At 37.8% G+C, this 18,266-nt stretch carries 18 protein-coding genes; 2 read left to right on the top strand and 16 right to left on the bottom strand.

The genetic code is table 11. From position 1 onward, the window contains the following. The 14 genes from WBJ10_RS13960 to WBJ10_RS13895 form a co-directional block, all read right to left on the bottom strand. Nucleotides 1–1,354: PAS domain S-box protein (locus tag WBJ10_RS13960; RefSeq protein ID WP_424291327.1), on the bottom strand; the 1,354-nt coding region annotated here is incomplete at its 3' end. Nucleotides 1,355–1,383: 29 nt separating this feature from the next. After that, entirely contained in the window at nt 1,384–1,824 is a 441-nt protein-coding gene (locus WBJ10_RS13955; protein WP_424291325.1) for a response regulator, read from the bottom strand. A gap of 9 nt (nt 1,825–1,833) precedes the next feature. Further along, nucleotides 1,834–3,213: a sensor histidine kinase gene (locus tag WBJ10_RS13950; protein WP_424291323.1), complete on the bottom strand. Its 1,380-nt coding sequence runs from the start codon at nt 3,211–3,213 to the stop codon at nt 1,834–1,836. 168 nt (nt 3,214–3,381) lie between these two features. After that, nucleotides 3,382–4,110 (bottom strand): (Fe-S)-binding protein, encoded by a 729-nt coding sequence (locus WBJ10_RS13945; RefSeq protein WP_424291321.1) that lies wholly within the window; start codon nt 4,108–4,110, stop codon nt 3,382–3,384. 121 nt (nt 4,111–4,231) lie between these two features. Continuing rightward, nucleotides 4,232–5,596 carry a hypothetical protein gene (locus tag WBJ10_RS13940; protein ID WP_424291319.1) on the bottom strand — a complete coding sequence of 455 codons (1,365 nt, stop codon included), beginning with the start codon at nt 5,594–5,596 and terminating at the stop codon, nt 4,232–4,234. A 4-nt stretch (nt 5,597–5,600) separates the two neighbouring features. Then, complete coding sequence (locus WBJ10_RS13935; protein WP_424291317.1) at nt 5,601–7,079, bottom strand: cellulose synthase family protein; 1,479 nt, start codon at nt 7,077–7,079, stop codon at nt 5,601–5,603. Between the two features lies 1 nt (nt 7,080). Further along, a complete protein-coding gene (locus WBJ10_RS13930; protein ID WP_424291315.1) occupies nt 7,081–7,770 on the bottom strand; it encodes a glycosyltransferase family 2 protein in 690 nt (229 codons plus the stop codon). Nucleotides 7,771–7,806: 36 nt separating this feature from the next. Continuing rightward, on the bottom strand, nt 7,807–9,411 hold the full coding sequence (locus WBJ10_RS13925) for a 4Fe-4S binding protein (RefSeq protein ID WP_424291313.1): 1,605 nt from the start codon (nt 9,409–9,411) through the stop codon (nt 7,807–7,809). An 11-nt stretch (nt 9,412–9,422) separates the two neighbouring features. Continuing rightward, on the bottom strand, nt 9,423–10,712 hold the full coding sequence (locus WBJ10_RS13920) for an NAD(P)/FAD-dependent oxidoreductase (protein ID WP_424291311.1): 1,290 nt from the start codon (nt 10,710–10,712) through the stop codon (nt 9,423–9,425). 1 nt (nt 10,713) lies between these two features. Further along, complete coding sequence (locus tag WBJ10_RS13915) at nt 10,714–11,586, bottom strand: sterol desaturase family protein (RefSeq protein WP_424291310.1); 873 nt, start codon at nt 11,584–11,586, stop codon at nt 10,714–10,716. 10 nt (nt 11,587–11,596) lie between these two features. After that, nucleotides 11,597–12,094: a rhodanese-like domain-containing protein gene (locus WBJ10_RS13910; protein ID WP_424291308.1), complete on the bottom strand. Its 498-nt coding sequence runs from the start codon at nt 12,092–12,094 to the stop codon at nt 11,597–11,599. Nucleotides 12,095–12,197: 103 nt separating this feature from the next. After that, nucleotides 12,198–12,929 carry a DUF547 domain-containing protein gene (locus WBJ10_RS13905; RefSeq protein ID WP_424291306.1) on the bottom strand — a complete coding sequence of 244 codons (732 nt, stop codon included), beginning with the start codon at nt 12,927–12,929 and terminating at the stop codon, nt 12,198–12,200. Between the two features lie 79 nt (nt 12,930–13,008). Beyond that, nucleotides 13,009–13,662, bottom strand: coding sequence for a peptide-methionine (S)-S-oxide reductase MsrA (gene msrA / locus WBJ10_RS13900; protein ID WP_424291304.1), 654 nt, complete (start codon nt 13,660–13,662; stop codon nt 13,009–13,011). A 15-nt stretch (nt 13,663–13,677) separates the two neighbouring features. Next, nucleotides 13,678–13,815: a DM13 domain-containing protein gene (locus WBJ10_RS13895; RefSeq protein ID WP_424291302.1), complete on the bottom strand. Its 138-nt coding sequence runs from the start codon at nt 13,813–13,815 to the stop codon at nt 13,678–13,680. Nucleotides 13,816–13,925: 110 nt separating this feature from the next. Between WBJ10_RS13895 and WBJ10_RS13890 the strand changes: the two genes are divergently transcribed. Together WBJ10_RS13890 and WBJ10_RS13885 are read left to right on the top strand one after the other, a co-directional pair. Beyond that, a complete protein-coding gene (locus tag WBJ10_RS13890; RefSeq protein ID WP_424291300.1) occupies nt 13,926–14,987 on the top strand; it encodes a glycoside hydrolase family 113 in 1,062 nt (353 codons plus the stop codon). A gap of 124 nt (nt 14,988–15,111) precedes the next feature. Then, entirely contained in the window at nt 15,112–15,873 is a 762-nt protein-coding gene (locus WBJ10_RS13885; RefSeq protein ID WP_424291298.1) for a hypothetical protein, read from the top strand. A 131-nt stretch (nt 15,874–16,004) separates the two neighbouring features. Here WBJ10_RS13885 and WBJ10_RS13880 read toward each other — a convergent pair whose 3' ends face one another. Together WBJ10_RS13880 and WBJ10_RS13875 are read right to left on the bottom strand one after the other, a co-directional pair. Next, complete coding sequence (locus WBJ10_RS13880) at nt 16,005–17,312, bottom strand: MFS transporter (RefSeq protein WP_424291296.1); 1,308 nt, start codon at nt 17,310–17,312, stop codon at nt 16,005–16,007. Nucleotides 17,313–17,316: 4 nt separating this feature from the next. Then, nucleotides 17,317–18,036, bottom strand: coding sequence for a head GIN domain-containing protein (locus tag WBJ10_RS13875; protein WP_424291294.1), 720 nt, complete (start codon nt 18,034–18,036; stop codon nt 17,317–17,319). Nucleotides 18,037–18,266: the final 230 nt, after the last annotated feature.

Below are 18,266 nucleotides of genomic sequence, written 5' to 3'. Positions count from 1 at the left end.
GAACCATCTCTAATAAGTTCAATTCCATTCCCTCCGCTTCAGTATACCCCAAAATATTCTTTATTGTAGGGGACACGTACAGGGGCTTTCCTTCCGCAGAAAGTATTGCCATTCCATCGGCACTATTTTCGATAAGCCCACGAAACATCAATTCATTCAGAAGCACTTTTTCTTCAGCCAGTTTCCGATCGGTGACATTTTGATGCGATACAACAATCCCAGTTTCATCCCCTCCCAAACTCGTTACGTTAAGCACAAACCATCTTTTTTCTAAGGGTGAGTGGCAAGGATATTCAAGTTTGAAAAGTTCGACTTCTTTGTTAAGTACTGCTTTAAGTCCTTTCAATACCTGAGCTGCCACTTTATTCCCATTTGCCGCAGCATTCTCGCAATCAGTGAAGTAATTACTCCCATTCGAAGTCAGAGAAGCAGGTATTGCTCCATTTGCGATTGAGAAGTCCTCCCATGCTTTATTGACCGAAATTATTAATCCGTCCTCATTGACAACCGCAATATGAGCGTCTAAGGAACTTAAGATGCTTTTATTAAGTAATTGGGTTCTTACCAGCTGCAGTCTGGCAAGTCTACGCTCTGTTATATCTCTAAAATTGAAAACAATTCCATTAATCGCTGGATCAAGCAACATATTGGTCATTGTTCCTTCCAGCCATAGCCACTCGTCCTTCTTATTCTTGATCCTGCCTTCATAACCGTCGATTGAGATCCCTGGATTCTTGACGCACTTCGTGAAAAGTCTGCGACCGTCCTTAATATCATCAGGATGCAACAGGGCAAATAGATCTAGGGCAAGAGCATCTTTTTCCGAATACCCTAATACGCGATGGATTGATGGGGCAGCATATTTAAATTTGCCGTCGGTTGTAAGTACTACAAGTACATCGGCGCCATTTTCTATCAGTGACCTATAATGTAGCTCGCTTTTCTTTAATTCTAATAAAAAACTTTGCTTTTCCTTTTCAAGCTTATATTTTTCTAAAGCATTATTAATAGCAGATGGCAGCCGTTCCAGCCGATCTTTCAGGATATAATCAGCCGCTCCTCTTTTGATCACATCTACAGCAAACTCCTCCGAAACATTTGCAGTAATCAGTATGAAGGGTATTTTTAAGGCCCGCTCATGGTAAATAGAAAGGGCCTCGTAGGAATTAAAAGATGGAAGGGTGTGATCTGAGAGGATCAGGTCCGGAACAAACTTGTCTAAAGCCGCAACGAAGGATTCTTTTGAAAGGACAAGCAAAATTTCAGAAACAATGCCCCCTTTGGCTAATACCCGCTTTATTAACTCAGCATCACTGTGGGAATCTTCTAAATGCAGGATTTTTAACTTGTTCATCAAACCTTCGCCTTATTCCTGAAACTCTATTATTGAGGGGTGTTGTTTACTACCAACCAATAAAAACCGAGGTCAGCGATGGTTTTTGAAAAGTTTGCGAAGCCTACTGGTTTTACTACATAGCTGTTCACCCCCAACTTATGGCTCTCGATGATATCTTTTTCTTCCTGGGAAGAAGTCATCATAACAATCGGAATCTGCTTTGTCCGCTCATCGCTCTTAAGAACTGTAAGAACTTCAAGTCCGCTGACTTTAGGCATTTTAATATCCAGGAAAATAACCCGGGGTCGGTCCTCAATATTTCTACCTTCAAATTCGCCTCTTCCGAAGATGTAATCTAAAGCCTGTGCGCCATCTACCAAGTGGATAAGACTGTTGGCCAGATTATGCTTTTTGAGGGCCCGGGTAGTTAGCATCGCATCAGACTTATTGTCTTCTACTAAAATAATATCATTGATAGTTGTATACATTTTATCGAATTAATTGATTTTTGCTGGTAAGGATACGTAAAAACATGCCCCTTCGTCCACTCTTGACTCTGCCCAAACCTTACCGAAGTGCCGGGAGACGATCCGGTGTATAATTGCCAGGCCTACACCTGTTCCTTCAAATTCTGAATTGCTGTGAAGTCGCTGGAAAACGCCAAATAATTTATCGTAGTAAAGCATGTCAAAACCGGCGCCGTTGTCTTTTACGTAAAATGTGATGAAATCGTTGTCCTCAAATGAACCTATTTCAATTACAGGATTTTCAACCTTGCTGCTGTACTTGAAAGCATTGGAGATCATATTGATAAAAACTTGTCTCAGCATATTCCGGTCGCCTTTCAAATTAATAACTTCACCAATAATTATCTTTGGGCCCGGGGTTTTCTCAAAAGGTTTTAATTCAGACAATACCGTGTTGATCAATTCTTTCATATCCACCTTCGTCATCGAAATAATCTGTTTGCCAATGCGTGAAAATTCCAGCAAATTATCGATCAGAAGACCCATTCGCTTTGAATTGGAGATGATTTCTTCAAGTACTTCATGTCCATCTTCATTAAACTTATCAGCGTAATCCTCAATAAGTACCTGTGTAAAGCCATTAATTGCGCGAAGTGGAGAGCGCAGATCATGGGATATAGAGTATGAGAAAGATTCTAATTCATGATTGGCGGCTTCTAACTGGACGGTACGTTCTGCCACCTTACGTTCAAGGCCGATATTAAGTTCAATTATTTCAGCTTTCGCCCGTTCCAATTCAGAATTCGCCGTGGCTAGTTCGAGCGCCCGTTTTTCTTTTTCAAGATTTTGAAAGGCCAGTTCCTGATTCGCTATCAATAATTCCGCGGCACGTTTTTCTTTTTCCTCATTCTGAAATGCTAGCTGCTTGTTAGCAATTATCAGTTCTCCAGCGCGTTTCTCATTCTCTTTTATCTGATATAGTAACTCTTTATTTGTAGAGATCAGCTCTTCTGCCCTGATAACCTTTTCACTTGTTTGATAAATAAGCTCTTTGTCTGCGATAAGCAATTCTGCTGCCCGCTTACTTTTTTCATCTTTCTGAAAAGCAAGTTCTTTATCAGCAATAGCAAGTTCAGCAGCGCGTTTGCCTTTCTCATCTTGCTGAAAAGCCAGTTCTTTATTAGCAACAAGTAGTTCGGCAGCGCGCTTCGATTTTTCTTCCGACTGAAAGGCTAGCTCTTTGTCGGCAATAAGGAGCTCAGCAGCACGCTTTCCCTTTTCCTGTTTTTCAAATACAAGTTCTTTTTTAGCGGTTATAAGTTCGTTGGCGCTTTCATTTTTTATTGCCTGCTCCCGATGGAGATCCTGATTAGGTAGAGCTGGATTTTTGTCTGTGTTATTCTCTCCCATGGTTATTCAGCATATATCCTCTTTATTCATCTCCGTACGTAAAATAAAAACATCAGGACGCCTTGTCTGAAAAGAAGCGGTAGAAAGGTTAGCTGGATGATGTAGATTATACCAAAGCTAACATAATTATCGAAAGCATGCGAAAAGCAGTTTTGGTACTAAAAAGGATTAAATATTCCCCCAGCCATTCGCAAGTACATCTGAAAGATGCATCGTTTTTATGGGCAGATCATTGGCGTCGATATAAGCCTGGAGATTGATAAGGCAGGAAGCATCTGTTGAAATGATGTATTCAGCTTCCATTTCCAAAGCATTGTTGACTTTTTGCTGGGCCATCGCGCTCGAAATCCCTTCAAACTTCACGGCAAAAGTGCCGCCAAAGCCGCAGCAAACGTCGGTATCCTTCATCTCTACCAGATCAAGCCCATGGACCTTGCTCAGCAAATGCCTCGGTTCAGCTTTGATCTTGCATTCGCGAAGCCCGGCACAGGAGTCGTGATAAACAGCGCGGCCATCGAGTTCGGCACCGAAATAATCCTTATCAATTACATTGACCAGGAAATCGGAAAGCTCATGAATATTACCTTGTATGTTCCTGCACTTATTGTGCAATAAGGTATTGGTAAACAAATCGTTATAATAGTTCTTTACCATACCTGTACAGGAAGCAGACGGCGAAACTACATAGTTTGTTTCAGAAAAATCGTTTAAAAATTTGCTCCCCACAGCCTTAGCTTCTTCCCAGTAACCCGCATTAAAAGCAGGCTGCCCGCAGCAGGTTTGTTCCGTATTATACACCACCTTGCATCCCGCCTTTTCAAGGATTTTAACTGTGTTGAATGCCGTCTGGGGATACAGCTGGTCTATAAAGCAGGGGATAAAGAGTTCAACGGTCATTTTTAAGTATCGAGTATCAAGACAATGCGCTAAATTCCGAAAAAAAAACTAGCTCCAGGGCATGAAAGATTGTTTTTATGATTTCAATTAAAAAGAGAATCCATGTTTCCCAATGATACGATCAATATCGACATCGCTCAGCACCGCGTTGCGGGTATTCCCGGTTAATATTTCGATATAACTCGAAAGCCAAAACGCCATAAACCACTAAATATTCCAAAATAAGAAATAAACTATTTTCCTGAAATACAGGATTTGAATAGGCATAATAACTTAAAATGATCGTAAAACTCCATACCAGAGGAAATATCATATTGGTAAAAACAGATAAAATCACCAATGATACAATATACCATGGATGAATTGTAGTTGAAAGAAAAAAGTAAGCAGAAAGCACTATCAACATGTTCGTTATTAAGGTTTTAAGCGAGCCGTCTTGCTTTCTAAAAGAGATAAACAGGATGAAAACAATTAGTATTAAGGGAATTATTTTGCCGGTAATATGAATAATATTGTATCCGGTTATACTGAAGCCAATACTCCTTAAAATATAATAAATGCTTGCATTAAACTCGAAATTGACAAACCATAAGACTATGGTCGACATGTAATTACTAAAAAACGAAATTGAAAAGAATGGTAAAAATAAGAAAAGTATTATTACCCCTATAATTGCGAAAAAGACAATCGATTTTCTGAACCCTAAATATTTTATTAACAATGGTAATAGCATTAATGGGATAAGTTTCATAGAAATTGACAAGGCGATGAGAACCGCTGCCCATAAGTATTTTCCAATGTGTAAATGATATAATGCCAAAACCATAAAAAAAATCATCGCACCTTCAAAGTGAAGATTACCTGTAAGCTCTATGATGACAAGTGGATTAATAAAATACAAAAAGATATTGTTTTCTGGAATTTTAAGGGCGTTAAGAAGCTTTTTGCCGTACTTATAAATCCCAAGGTCGAATACGATGATTAATAACCTGAGAGTCAATACACTGCTAAAAATACTTTTGCCAGAAACCAGAGCAGCAAGAGCAAAGCATAACTGATTAACCGGTGGGTAATTTGTGTAATGACCAGAACTCAGACTTCCCATGCCATTATACAATTGCCTGGCTTCAGGCATGCTAATTAATTTATTTGTAATTACTTCATCCGGCAGGTATAGATATGGATTAAATCCATTTATAAGCATCCTGCCATCCCATATAAAACGGTAAAAATCCTGGGATAAGTTGGGGATGGAAAAAAGAAATAACAGTCGGAAAAAAATGCCTGCTTTAAATAGGATTTCAGTTTTATTTTCTACTTCCTTAATTGAAATAAAAATCAAATAGATTGAAAAAAGCCCTGAAAAGAGAGAGATCAGATAAGGAAAATTACTTCGGCTTAAATTATATGCGAATAAAATATATAAGATGGCACTTGCAGCAATACAAAGAATCAACAATTTGTTATCACGCCGATCTTTAAGCATTAACTTAAGTTCTAAATGTATTATATACTACGTAACCAAAACCCACAACAAGTAAGAAGTGAAATGGCAGCAGCGTATAATCGTTTAAAATAAATGAACTAAATAAACCAAAAACAAAGTATAATAATAATAATACCTCGAGGATCACAAATTTTGGAATCCTATCATTTAGGTATTGTTTCCCTTTCCAATCGTCCGAAGACTGTGTAATATTAAATTTTGGGGTACGCTCAAATTTGCTTTTTTTTCCTGTATATGCTTCCACAACAGCAAACGTATTATATACGGAAAACCCTAGAGTAAGCGTGAAAAAAGCCAAAAACATGCTTATAAAAGATATAAATCGATTAGACATTTCAACATGAATATTTTTATAAACCACCCAATGATTAATGAACAAGATGATACTGCTGACAATAAAAAAGCTATGAACTTGAAAAGCAAAATCAAGTTGAGGATACTTATTCTTTATGTAAAGCATAGGAATGCTCAATACAGATATGATAAGAAGGAAGAAAAACATAGAGCTGCTGCCCAAATGCATAACTGCATGTATTTTAGTAAAAATGGGCAATTTTTCGGAAGAAAATACCCGACCGATCAGTTTTATGAAGTTTTCGGCACCTCCTTTATTCCATCTGAACTGCTGGGAACGTGCACCACTAATAATGACGGGAAGTTCAGCAGGTACTATCACATTTTCCAGATATTTAAATTCCCAATTATTTAGCTGAGCCCGGTAACTTAAATCCAGGTCTTCCGTTAATGTAGCACCACTCCAGTTACCAGAATCTAAAATACATTGCTTTCGCCAAATTCCGGCAGTACCGTTAAAACTCATAAAAAGATGATCTGCATTTCTTCCAGTCTGTTCAAGGGTAAAATGTACATCTAATGCAAATGCCTGGATTTTTGTTAGAAGAGAATAATCTCGGTTTAAATGACCCCATCGGGTTTGCACCACTCCTATCTTCGCATTTTTAAAGTAAATTATGGTTTTATTTAGCCAGTCTTCATCAGGTAAAAAATCTGCATCAAAAATCGCAATAAATTCTCCTTTGGCCGTTTTAAGGCCTTCTTTCAGTGCCCCAGCCTTAAAATTTAATCTGTTGTTACGTATAATATGAGTGATATCTACTCCGGCTTTTTTTAACTTATATATAAGTTCGGAAGTTAGTTTTACACTATCATCATTACTATCATCTAAAACCTGTATCTCCATCTTTTCCCTTGGATAATCCAGGTTTGAAATACAAAGCAGCAAACGCTCTATAACATACTTTTCATTGAAAACAGGCAGCTGGATTGTGACAAAAGGAATTTCATCTGGATTTGACAGATCAAAAACTGGGGTGCTTTCTTGTTTATATTTTGAAGAAATATAGCTGAACAATAATGTTAATTGCGAAATGTTGTACAAAAACATCATTAACAGCGCGAATCCGTATACTCCGATAATTATATATGAGATATAGATCCACATGCTACTTAAAACTATATTTTGCAATCCATCCGATTATCTTAATCCCCGCCATGACGGTGCCCCTAACAGTTCCGGATACTTTTGAAACTCCAATTCTTTTTCTATATCGAACAGGAATTTCTATATAGCTTAGTCCCTGCTTTAAAGCCTTTAATTGCATCTCTACTGTCCATCCATACGTTTTGTCGATCATTTGAAGTTCAACCAACTTGTCATATTTAATAGCTCTGAAGGGACCCAAATCAGTAAATTTGGATGAGAATAAGCATCTCATTAAAAAAGTGGCTAACCAGTTCCCAAATATCTGCTGTGGGGTCATGGATCCATCCTCACGCAAATGTTTAACCCTTGCCCCAATTACAAAATCAATGTCGTTATCTATTATCGGGGCGACTAACTTTACAAGTTCCTCAGGATAATCAGAGTAGTCGCCATCCAAAAAAACGACAATATCCGGCTTAACTTTTTGCAGTGAGATGTAGTTGATCCCTTTTAAACAAGCATTGCCATATCCTGCACGATCTTCCGACAATACGGTTGCACCGGCCATTTTAGCATTCTCAATCGTTGAATCAGTGGACTTATTACTAACAACAATAATTTCTTCTACCAGTTCAGGTATTTCGAAAATTACGTGTGCAATTGATTTTTCCTCGTTGTAGGCTGGAATGATAACTTTGATTCTTTTCACTAATCCTTTTCTGTAATGTAGCTCTTTTGGTAGCTCTTATTTTTTTTGATTTCCCTGTCTCAACAGTGCAAGCAAATTGACATCGTTACCTAATAATACAGGATTTGCATTTATCCTGTTATCATCAGCACCATTCTCCAATTTTAAAACCCCACGCGGACAAACAGCCGAACAGATTCCACAACCAACACATGATGACCGGACTATATTTTCACCTTTCTGGGCATAAGCTCTGACGTCTATCCCCATTTCGCAGGCATTGGAACAATTTCCACATGAGATGCATTGCCCGCCGTTAGTGGTAATTCTGAACCTGGAAAACAATCGCTGTTGTAAGCCTAAAATGGCCGCCATCGGACAGCCAAAACGACACCAAACCCGGCTTCCCATAATCGGGTAGAACCCTACTCCTATTACGCCGCTAAATAGAGCTCCTATTGCAAATCCATACCAGGAAGTCAGCGTATAATTATCCACAAAAAATACATTCTCATTTCCTGAGAAATAATTGAGGATGATAATCGCAATTATTATTATCACCAAAGATACCATTGTGAAAACAGCATCCTTATCCATTTTTTTTCTTTTAAACAGATATAGGCAGGCTGTTAAAATTGCCAGAAAAGCTACAATTCCAATTGTAAATTGACTTCTGGAAATTAAACCTTGATCTGGGTTCTTACCTAGAAAAGTATATAAAACAGCCACTGAGGTGATAAATGCTAAAACTAAAACTAAATGAATACTCCATCGTTCAAATTTCCAGGCTTTGCTTGATTTATCGGATAAATGCCTGAAAGGATCGCCCGCTGTCTCGGCTAATCCTCCACATCCGCAAACCCATGAGCAATACCACCTTTTACCATAAAAATAAGTCAGAACTGGCGATATTAGAAAGATCATTGCGAGCCCGAAAATAAGCATAAAAATCCCCAGATTGCCCCCATTTAACATATTGCTCATATGCCAGTCCTCAAAAAAATAATAATTGAGCGGCCACATATTCTTTATGTCTTTATTGAAATATGGTGTATCAGGATTGAGTTTTGATAATATCTCCGGGATCAAAAAAGCAAATCCCAATTGAAAGAACATCACAGAAAGGGTTCTCACAACCTGGTATTTGTTATCCCGGTACTTTAATAAAAATTTATAACCCATAGACAAAATAGCCACGGTATATAGTGTTCCGTAAACGAACCATTGCGTAGCGGACTTCCCATTTAAAAAAATACTTAAGGGATCAAATAATGAGACCAATCCGGTGTTCCCGTCTTTTTCATGATAGCCCAGATATTGTGGGAACCAATAAATAATGACGTAAAAAAGAGTTAATACTATTCCGAGTATCCACGCAAACATACCTCTGCTAGTTAGCGATTTAAACCAAATACCATTGAATTTAATACCTGCAGGCTGTTTTAGGTAAATATCATTTGCATATAAGACGATACCGGATATAATGGCAAGTAAGGCAAAGATTAACCAGATTGCTTTATTAGAAAACTCAAGATTTAGCAAGGCCAGGGCTAATACAACTAATCCGATAGAGCTAATTGACACTGCGATTTTCTGGACAATAGAAGGAGACGAGCCATTATGATGATCAGCAACAGACATGCTTTCGAGGGTTTTATTCATGTTTGTGTTCATTATAATGTATTAGAAATAGTCTGATAAAATAATGATTGAATTTCAGGTTCATGTTTAGAATAAAACTCAGGATCAAAATTCGCGCTGCTAAGATTATCTATGATATAGTCAACAGATCGGTTTTCGGCTAGTGCATGATCAAAAAATTCATGTCTCATTCTAATTCCAAAAGTGTTTATACCTAAAAATGTTGAGGTGTTTTTATCATAACAGATCCGGATACATTTTTTACCTGATGAGTGTTCCCAGTAAAAATGAGATTCATTGTCCCTTGGCTTGTTCCATATCCAGCCATACGTTTGATATTCTATATCCAGAAATTTCGCAGAATTGAACCAATTCCCGGGATTGTACTCCATTCGATTCCCGCAAATCGTTTGAGCAAGGGTTTCGCCCATCATCCTTCCAGTGTACCAAACGGCTTCAATTGACTTTCTATTAGGAAGAGGCTCTAATTGCTCCGCACAATCGCCAACGGCGTAAATATGATCGATATTTGTTTCCAGAAATCTGTTCACCCTTACTCCTATTCCAAGTTCAATTCCGCTTTTCCTTAAAAATTCAATATTTGGGGAAACGCCTGCTGCAAGACCGACTATCTGACACGGGATAATCTCGCCTCTGCTCGTAAGCACTGAATTCACCCTCCCATTTTCATCAGCATTTATTTCCTTAAGTTCTGTCTCAAGACGCAAATCAACCCCATGTTCAAGAATATGTGTGTTTAGCAATTGGCTTTCTCCATCAGGTAAAACAGTATTCCAAAAGCTTTTTTCCCTAACCAAAAATGTAACATTTATCTTTCTTGATAAAAGCATCTCTGTAAGTTCTATTCCGATCAAGCCCCCCCCCACAACGACGGCAGTTTTACATCCAGGTGTAAATTTCTCCAGATTCCCGAGATCTTGTTTCGTACATAGTCCCGTAACACCGTCTAAACTTTGACCTGGCCAGTTAAACATGTTTGATTTAGAGCCAGAAGCGATAATAAGCTTGTCATAGCTAATAGTTTCACCTCCATCAAGATGAAGTGTTTTTTTGTACACATCTACATGTTCAACATAGCCTTTTACGAGGTCAATTTTATTATCCTTCCAAAAGTGAGTGTCATAAGGTTGGGTATGCTCAAATTTCATGTGCCCCATATAAATATACATGAGCGCGGTTCTGGAAAAAAAATACTCCGATTCGGCAGAAATTATCGTAATCCGTTTATCAGACAGCATCCGTATATGCCTGGCGGCTGTTACACCTGCTATTCCATTTCCGATAATGACTACCTGCTCCATGTTAAAGCTTTAAGGGATAGAGTTCCTGGGCAAGAAAGTCCTCAGGTACTTCATGGTCATCGATAAACCCTAATTCATTATCCCTGCCATCCTGAGGAACGTAATCGGTTTTGAAGATATAGTCCCATAAACTGAGAGAAATTCCAAAGTTAACACCGTATTTATTTGGAATGCTTTTGGTGTGGTGCCAAACATGCATTTTAGGATTGTTTAAGATGTATTTGAATTTGCCGTAATTCCAACCAATATTGGCATGGTTCAAATGACCGATCACTATAGAAAAATAATGAACGAAAATTACATCACGAGCGTTTAATCCACCAATCATGGCTAGCGGAATATATAATATTGATTTATAAAGAACAGGTTCCATCCAATGAAAACGCATATGGGTAGCAAACCCCATTTGTTTAGCAGAATGATGAATTTTATGGAAATTCCACAAGAACCCGACTCTGTGTAATAACCGATGAGTGTTCCATTGAATAAAGTCTGCAACTATGAAAAAAAGTATTAGTCCGGAATAGAAGGGAAAGTCATTTAATTCAAAAAGTTTCAAATCTTCTAATGTTATCCCGAAAGAAAAGAGTAACCTGTTCAAAAGATGCGCTGCTGTTTCAGAAAGTGCAATTAGCAGAATAAGATTTAATAAAAAGAAATTGAAAAAAAGATAAAACAGATCAAGCCAAAAATCTTTCCTAAAGATTGCCTGATCTTTTCGCCATGGGAATATAATCTCTAATGACCATACCAGTAACGATATAATAATAAGTCCGTAGAAGTAATTATCCCAGCCTGGATATAAAATTTCATTCTTTAGATAATTGAAATAACCGGTGTATGAGTTTAAAATAATCTCTTTAATCTCATTCATTTAAATATATTTATTCATAGACCTTTATACCGTTTTTCAAGTAGATGCCCCACTTTTGGGAATAAGCATGTACTTTTTCCGTTGATCTTCCATTTTGATCCACCACTACTTTTCCTTCATTCTTCCATTCAAATATCCCACCCCAAAGATTGAATACGTTTTTATAACCTGCTTTTATAATCTTTTCTGCTATTCTCTCGCTTCTGACACCAATTGAACAATAAATAACAATTTTATTATCATTAGAGGGAATTATGGTTTTAATTTTCCTTATGTCAAATGAGTTGAAACCCACATAAATAGCACCAGGAATTTTACTCACCTTGTACTCTTCCCATTCTCTCGCATCCAATATGATTGTTTCCTTACCCAATTCAAGCTCCCCTGGATATATGTAAGGAATTTTATTAGAATTAAGCCTATTTAAAACATTCGCAATATCTCTGTTCTGAGCTAAAATGTTACTTATGGAGCCTAAGAATATAATAAACAGACTAAAAAACTTCATAGGTTCAGGTGATATCCTAAGTCAAATTCCAGTTTCGATTTTTCTTTTTCTTAACCTTTTGCATAAATCTGTTCTTGATAGAACCTGAAAATGTTCAAAGCTATCATTTCTGTTCGTTCAGACTCCAATTATAATCCAGATAAGTAATTTTCGTCCTTGAACTTATTTTAGTTTGCGAATATTTATTGATAAAATTTACTAAACTTCCATTCTGAGCAAAATCACCCTTATACCAGGTGAAATATTTGGAAAGTTGAGAATTATTTGCATTGATATTATTCTTGTTCTTATCGTTTAAAAAATCTTTACCCTGGGTATTAAGCTGTGACTCAAGATTTGAACCAATATAAGCTTCTCTTCTTAACTCTGCGCAGGACATAGATGCACAAACAATAGCAAAGTGAATTAGTGGATCATTAAATTTTCTAAGGATCTTATGTTCAATATTATTCAAGTCATATTTTTCGCGACCTATATTAATAAATTTTATATCCCAGGGGGTATTTACTTTATAAATTTTTCCGCCAATATCTTTAATGCTTTTTACGGGGTAATTTTGAAGGATTAAAGAAACAGTAAATGCATTATAAGCATTGATCCAAAAAGCTTTTTGATCATTTATGCTCCAGCTTGATTGAGGCGCATTATCCCTGAGAGTTTTCAAATAAGCATCAAATTCGGTTTTATCATTCTTAAATCCTTTGTAATTAACCATTCCGGATGAACTAACATGTTTTTTTAACAATTTATCCCACTGCTGATGAGATGGAACTTTTTGAGCGAACACAGCTGTTGTCATCATGAAACAAAAAAACGAGACAAATAACTTTTTCATATAAAATATCTTTTAAATTGAATGAACCCTGCACCAATTGAGGCAAGATTCATTTGAGAATTAATTCTATTATATACGATTAAAATCGACGCTCGGCCTTAATGAGTTCAGGGAATTGTTTTTGAAATCGTTTTATACGTGGAATGCTTTCCATTTTAACGTAAGGCGCATCAGGATTATTTTGAATATAATCCTGATGATAATCCTCTGCCTGCCAAAACTTGTCAAATGGTAAAAGCCGAGCGGCTATCCGTTTGGTATACTGTTTTTGGATTTCGGAAATGTATTTTTCAGCCTGGGATTTCTCGTCTAGTGATTTGTAAAAAATGATAGAACGATACGAAGCACCATTATCAGGTCCTTGTCCGTTTACTTGAGTAGGATCCTGTGAGGCAAAATACACTTGTAACAAAGTAGCATACGAGACAAGAGTGGAATCATAATAAACTTGAATCGTCTCAGCATGATCAGTTGTATGTGAACTAACCTGTTCGTAAGTAGGATTAGGCTCTTTGCCACCAGCATAACCAGAAATAACCTCATGCACTCCCTTAACACTTTCAAAAACTCCTTCAACACACCAAAAACAGCCAGAAGCAAAAGTCGCCTGACTAAATTTTGAAAGATCTTTATCTGGATTTTTTTTCTTTGGTATTTTTTGAACCTGCTGGGTACAAGACAGCGAAGCGATCATGAAAGAAGCGAGAACAAATAGCAGGAATATCTTTTTCATTTTTTATAGAGCAATTTAATTCGTTAATTCAGCGCTGCCAAATAAGTGATTAAAACGTTCGCAATGGATAAATACAAACTTTAGTGCGCTGAAATCCGGTGAGCCTGGAATCTCATAGACCTGGTTACCTTTCGTGGATTTTAAATCGCCCATAGATACAAACTCTAAAGGAGAAGAAGCCTTAGACAGGTAACTTTAAGATCCGGCCTATTAGTCGTGGTGAAATTTTTTAACTTACAGCATGTAAAACCAACCTTATTAATTTGAAATTAATCAATTCTATTCGCTTTCAGCCCAGAATTCAGGCTTACTCCCTTATTTTGGTGTTAGTTTTTTTATCATCCTGTTCCCAAACTTCAAATACAAGCCCAGTTTTTCCCAAGATTGAAAAAAAAATCAACGGATTAAGTTTTGTTGCTTCACCGCGTAAAGTAACAGACTCCGTCATCGCACCAGTCATAGATATCAATGCCAATTGGGTAACTCTAATGCCTTTTGGTTTTATGAGAGATTCAGATAATCCTCAGATTCAATATAATAACGACAGACAATGGTGGGGCGAAAGCAAAGAAGGAATTAAGCATACTGCTATGTTATTCAAAGAACGAGGAATTAAGGTCATGCTAAAGCCTCAGCTATGGGTCGGGCGAGGGAATTTTACAGGCCATATTAAAATGGACACGGAAGAGAACTGGGTGTTATTAGAAAACCAATATGAAATATTTATACTCGATTTCGCTTCACACGCTCAGGAAATTGGATTTGATATGTTTTGTATCGGGACAGAGTTGAATACTTTTGTTTCAAATCGACCTGAGTACTGGGTAAATCTGATCAATAAAATCCGAAAAGTATACAAAGGTAAAATTACTTATGCCGAAAACTGGGATACCTATTCAAAGGTGCCGTTCTGGAGTAAACTGGATTATATCGGAGTAGATGCCTATTTCCCCTTGAGCAGTAGCAAAAACATTACTTTAAAAATGCTCAACGAAGGATGGAATAAGCATAAAAAGAGTCTTAGAGAGCTTAGCCATAGGGAAGAAAAGCAGATTTTATTTACAGAATACGGCTATCGCAGCACCAATTATACAGCCAGAGAACCGTGGTCATCTGGCGGTAATTCAGTTAATTCGGAAAATCAAAAAATAGCTCTAAAGGCCCTCTTTGACAATTTCTGGATGGAGCCTTGGTTTGCCGGTGGTTTTCTATGGAAATGGTATGATCATATTAACCCATCCAGGGAAAGCATAAGCACTGATTACACCCCGCAAAATAAACCGGCAGAAATTGTAATCAAGGAGAATTATGGGAAAAATTATTAGCAGCTTGAACTTTTATAACCGACGGCCCCCCTCATACGTCCCAGCAATGTAAATATCTTACTGTTTTTCTTAGATTTATGGCTACTTTTTGATAACCTCACTTTACATTGTAAAAAGCTATATTATGAAAATCGGTCTAGTATTCTTTGCATCCATAATTTTACTGTCATCCTGTTCCAGGCAACAATCTAAAAACGCTGGCTCCCCAAGCACAAAAGAAGCCGTAATCAATAAAATATGGGAAAGCTCGGGCGGAAGAAAAACCTGGCAGAATTCCCGGTACCTGGCATTTTCCTTCGCACCTCAAAGAGAAGGGAAAACTGTTATGAGTCGTTCTCATTTATGGGATCGTTACACCGGAGACTATAGACTAGAAACTAAAACTCCGACTAATCAAGACCTAATCGTTTTATTTAATGTGAATAGCCAGAAAGGAACCTCCTATTTAGATGGTAAGATTCTCGCGGATTCGTTAAATTCTAAAGAAATTAAAAAAGCTTATGGTAATTTTATAAATGATTCTTATTGGCTTTTGGCTCCTTTAAAACTCGAAGACGATGGAGTAAATGTAACTCTAGAAGAACCTGAAATAGTCGATGGCACGAAACTGGATGTTTTACACCTAACTTTTGGAAAGGTTGGTCTTACTCCCGGTGATCAATATTGGATTTATGCAGATTCAGTGAACGGACAAATTAAACGATGGAAATTTCTATTACAGGGTAAACAGGAAGGTGTTTTCAATTGGACAGATTATAAGGATCTGGGTGGTGGTTTAAAGCTTTCAACTTACAAGCAAAATATCAATCAAGCCGGGGCAGGAATTAAATTCTTAAATGCCAGCGTATTAACCAATGTAGATAAAGATAAATTTACAAAACAATAAAATTTGCCAGGTAAATAAATCCGTTACACTTCCATTTTCGATATTCAGAAGGTAAAGCCGTTTTTGAACTAAGGAGAATTTTAAAAAAAATTCCTGATTAGTTCGGTGCTAAACTCCGCGAGAAAAGCTAACTATAAATTTACAGGGATTACTTCTTCTTTTTTTGAGAATAACAGTGATATTAGTATGATTAATCCAAGAATGAAAAATCCGGCAAGGCTTATGGCGGAGTTGCGCATGCTCCCGGTAAATTCTTCTATATAAGCAAAGCTAAACAGGCCAATTACAATCGCTAATTTCTCTGTCACATCATAAAAACTGAAGAAGGATGCCGTGTCTGGAGTGTTATGAGGAAGAAACTTCGAGTAAGTTGAGCGCGAAATTGATTGTATCCCTCCCATTACCAGGCCTACAACTGCGGCAATGATATAAAACTGAAATTCGTTCTGTACGAAGTAGGCAGCAGCACATACACCTATCCATATGACAAGCACAATGATAATGACGAGAATATTTCCATACTTTTTAGCGAAGTACGACATAATCAGTGCTCCTAGAATTGCTACAATTTGGATGACCAGAATGATAGCAATCAACTTGGATGTCCCAAGTTTCAAAACCTTTTCTCCAAACCCTGCGGCCACGAGCATGATGGTTTGAACGCCCATGGAGTAAAAAAAGAAAGCTAATAAGAACCGCTTAAGCACAGTCATCGTTTTCAACTGCTTCCATACCTTCAGTAATTCTTCAAAGCCATTACTCACCTGGCTTTTAGAAATCTTTGCATGGTCCCTGCTCCCCGCCGGAAGTTTCCTGAATGGAATCTGAGCAAAGCCTATCCACCATATCCCTACAAGAAGAAAGGAAAGGCGTGCCGGAATTGAAGCGTCGGTAATACCAAAAAGTTCCGGCTTAAGTACAAAAACAAAACAAATCACTTGCAGTATCACGCTGCCAACATATCCGTAGGCAAAACCTTTTGCACTTACACGGTCTTGCTGGTCAACCGTGGCTATCTCAGGCAAATAGGAATTATTAAACATCACACCGCCGATATAACCCATTGCAGCAAGCACGAAGCATATAATTCCCCATTCGAGTGTTTCAAGTTTAAAGAAGAAAAGCCCCGCGCACGCAATTGCCCCCATGTATGTAAAGGCTTTCATGAAAGTTTTTTTGTTTCCCCGGAAGTCGGCTATAGAAGAGAGCACAGGAAGAAGTAAAGCCATAATAAGATAGGCAACACTCAATGCATAATTGGAAAGTGCTGTATTAGTGAAAGTCCTGCCAAAAAAACTGACCTGATCACCATATTCCTGGGTTGTCGTTATTATCGTATAGTACGCCGGAAAAATGGTAGAAGTAATAACCAGGTTATAGGCTGAATTAGCCCAGTCGAACATGGCCCAGGATTTTATAGTAGACTCGTTATTTTGCATTTCCTTAATTGATCTTTTTCAAACTTGAAGCTCCTGATTCATCATTAGTAATTTTGGAAGGGTTTCCGCGGTACTCGATATCGCTTGAGCCGCTTGAGCTAATGTGGAGCTCATTCAACACATTAATGTGTGTATCACTGGACCCGGTGCTTTCTATTTTATAGCGGCCCACGACAAAATCGAGCGCATTTACGGAGCTGGATCCGCTAAGTTCCAGCTCATGGGAACCTGCCTGGCCTGTAAGTGAGATTTCAGATTCCCCGCTCGAGGTAGTTTTAAAATTGGCAGCATTCATATCTAAAACAACCCTGCTGGAGCCACTCAGATCTAACTCAAAATCTGTGACGTTCAATTTTCCATCACTTAATAACTCGACAGCTCCAGACGCTTCCACCCCTTGGTAGTATGGAGAAGTTACATAAACCGTGATTGGACTGGCATCGCAAAAATCCAGATCTAAATCAATCATCAGCCGGTTCCCCCTAACGTAAGTTTCGATGTCCTTTATAATATTATCATCAGCGGTTACCTTCACACTATTAACGTCGCCTTGCTTTAAAATAACCTTGATGGAGCCGCTGGTTTCTATCCGTGTAAAAGATCCCACATTCCTGTCTTCAGAAATCTGGTTTCCAGATCCGCTTACACAGTCGACACTATTGCATGAGCTCAACAATACTCCGATAGAAAATGCTGCAGTGAGGATTTTAGTAGAAATTGTCATGTGGTGATTTTAATGAACAAGGGGGTTTGATATGTGCTTATAAGGTAAATATATAAATAAGTTTAAATTGGAGGGAAGAGTGGCATAATGGGGTGTCCTTGCGAGGAGGCACGACGAAGCAATCTTTTGAACACCTAAGATTGCCGGGCTATGCTCGGGAGCACAAAAGGGGCCCATTGTTAAGAAACATAATAATACTCCCCATTAGCCTTGATCGTTCCAGCATCCAG

It is taken from the genome of Daejeonella sp. (genome assembly GCF_049655485.1).
GTDB lineage: Bacteria > Bacteroidota > Bacteroidia > Sphingobacteriales > Sphingobacteriaceae > Daejeonella.
The sequence above is the reverse complement of the archived record's forward strand: the minus strand, read 5'-3'. Positions and strand labels throughout refer to the sequence as shown.

Excerpts from the sequence above, each read along its gene's own strand:
- WBJ10_RS13955 (WP_424291325.1), bottom strand. The coding sequence starts at position 1,824 with ATGTATACAACTATCAATGATATTATTTTAGTAGAAGACAATAAGTCT.
- WBJ10_RS13950 (WP_424291323.1), bottom strand. The coding sequence starts at position 3,213 with ATGGGAGAGAATAACACAGACAAAAATCCAGCTCTACCTAATCAGGAT.
- WBJ10_RS13945 (WP_424291321.1), bottom strand. The coding sequence starts at position 4,110 with ATGACCGTTGAACTCTTTATCCCCTGCTTTATAGACCAGCTGTATCCC.
- WBJ10_RS13940 (WP_424291319.1), bottom strand. The coding sequence starts at position 5,596 with ATGCTTAAAGATCGGCGTGATAACAAATTGTTGATTCTTTGTATTGCT.
- WBJ10_RS13935 (WP_424291317.1), bottom strand. The coding sequence starts at position 7,079 with ATGTGGATCTATATCTCATATATAATTATCGGAGTATACGGATTCGCG.
- WBJ10_RS13925 (WP_424291313.1), bottom strand. The coding sequence starts at position 9,411 with ATGAATAAAACCCTCGAAAGCATGTCTGTTGCTGATCATCATAATGGC.
- WBJ10_RS13920 (WP_424291311.1), bottom strand. The coding sequence starts at position 10,712 with ATGGAGCAGGTAGTCATTATCGGAAATGGAATAGCAGGTGTAACAGCC.
- WBJ10_RS13915 (WP_424291310.1), bottom strand. The coding sequence starts at position 11,586 with ATGAATGAGATTAAAGAGATTATTTTAAACTCATACACCGGTTATTTC.
- WBJ10_RS13910 (WP_424291308.1), bottom strand. The coding sequence starts at position 12,094 with ATGAAGTTTTTTAGTCTGTTTATTATATTCTTAGGCTCCATAAGTAAC.
- WBJ10_RS13905 (WP_424291306.1), bottom strand. The coding sequence starts at position 12,929 with ATGAAAAAGTTATTTGTCTCGTTTTTTTGTTTCATGATGACAACAGCT.
- msrA (WP_424291304.1), bottom strand. The coding sequence starts at position 13,662 with ATGAAAAAGATATTCCTGCTATTTGTTCTCGCTTCTTTCATGATCGCT.
- WBJ10_RS13895 (WP_424291302.1), bottom strand. The coding sequence starts at position 13,815 with ATGGGCGATTTAAAATCCACGAAAGGTAACCAGGTCTATGAGATTCCA.
- WBJ10_RS13885 (WP_424291298.1), top strand. The coding sequence starts at position 15,112 with ATGAAAATCGGTCTAGTATTCTTTGCATCCATAATTTTACTGTCATCC.
- WBJ10_RS13880 (WP_424291296.1), bottom strand. The coding sequence starts at position 17,312 with ATGCAAAATAACGAGTCTACTATAAAATCCTGGGCCATGTTCGACTGG.
- WBJ10_RS13875 (WP_424291294.1), bottom strand. The coding sequence starts at position 18,036 with ATGACAATTTCTACTAAAATCCTCACTGCAGCATTTTCTATCGGAGTA.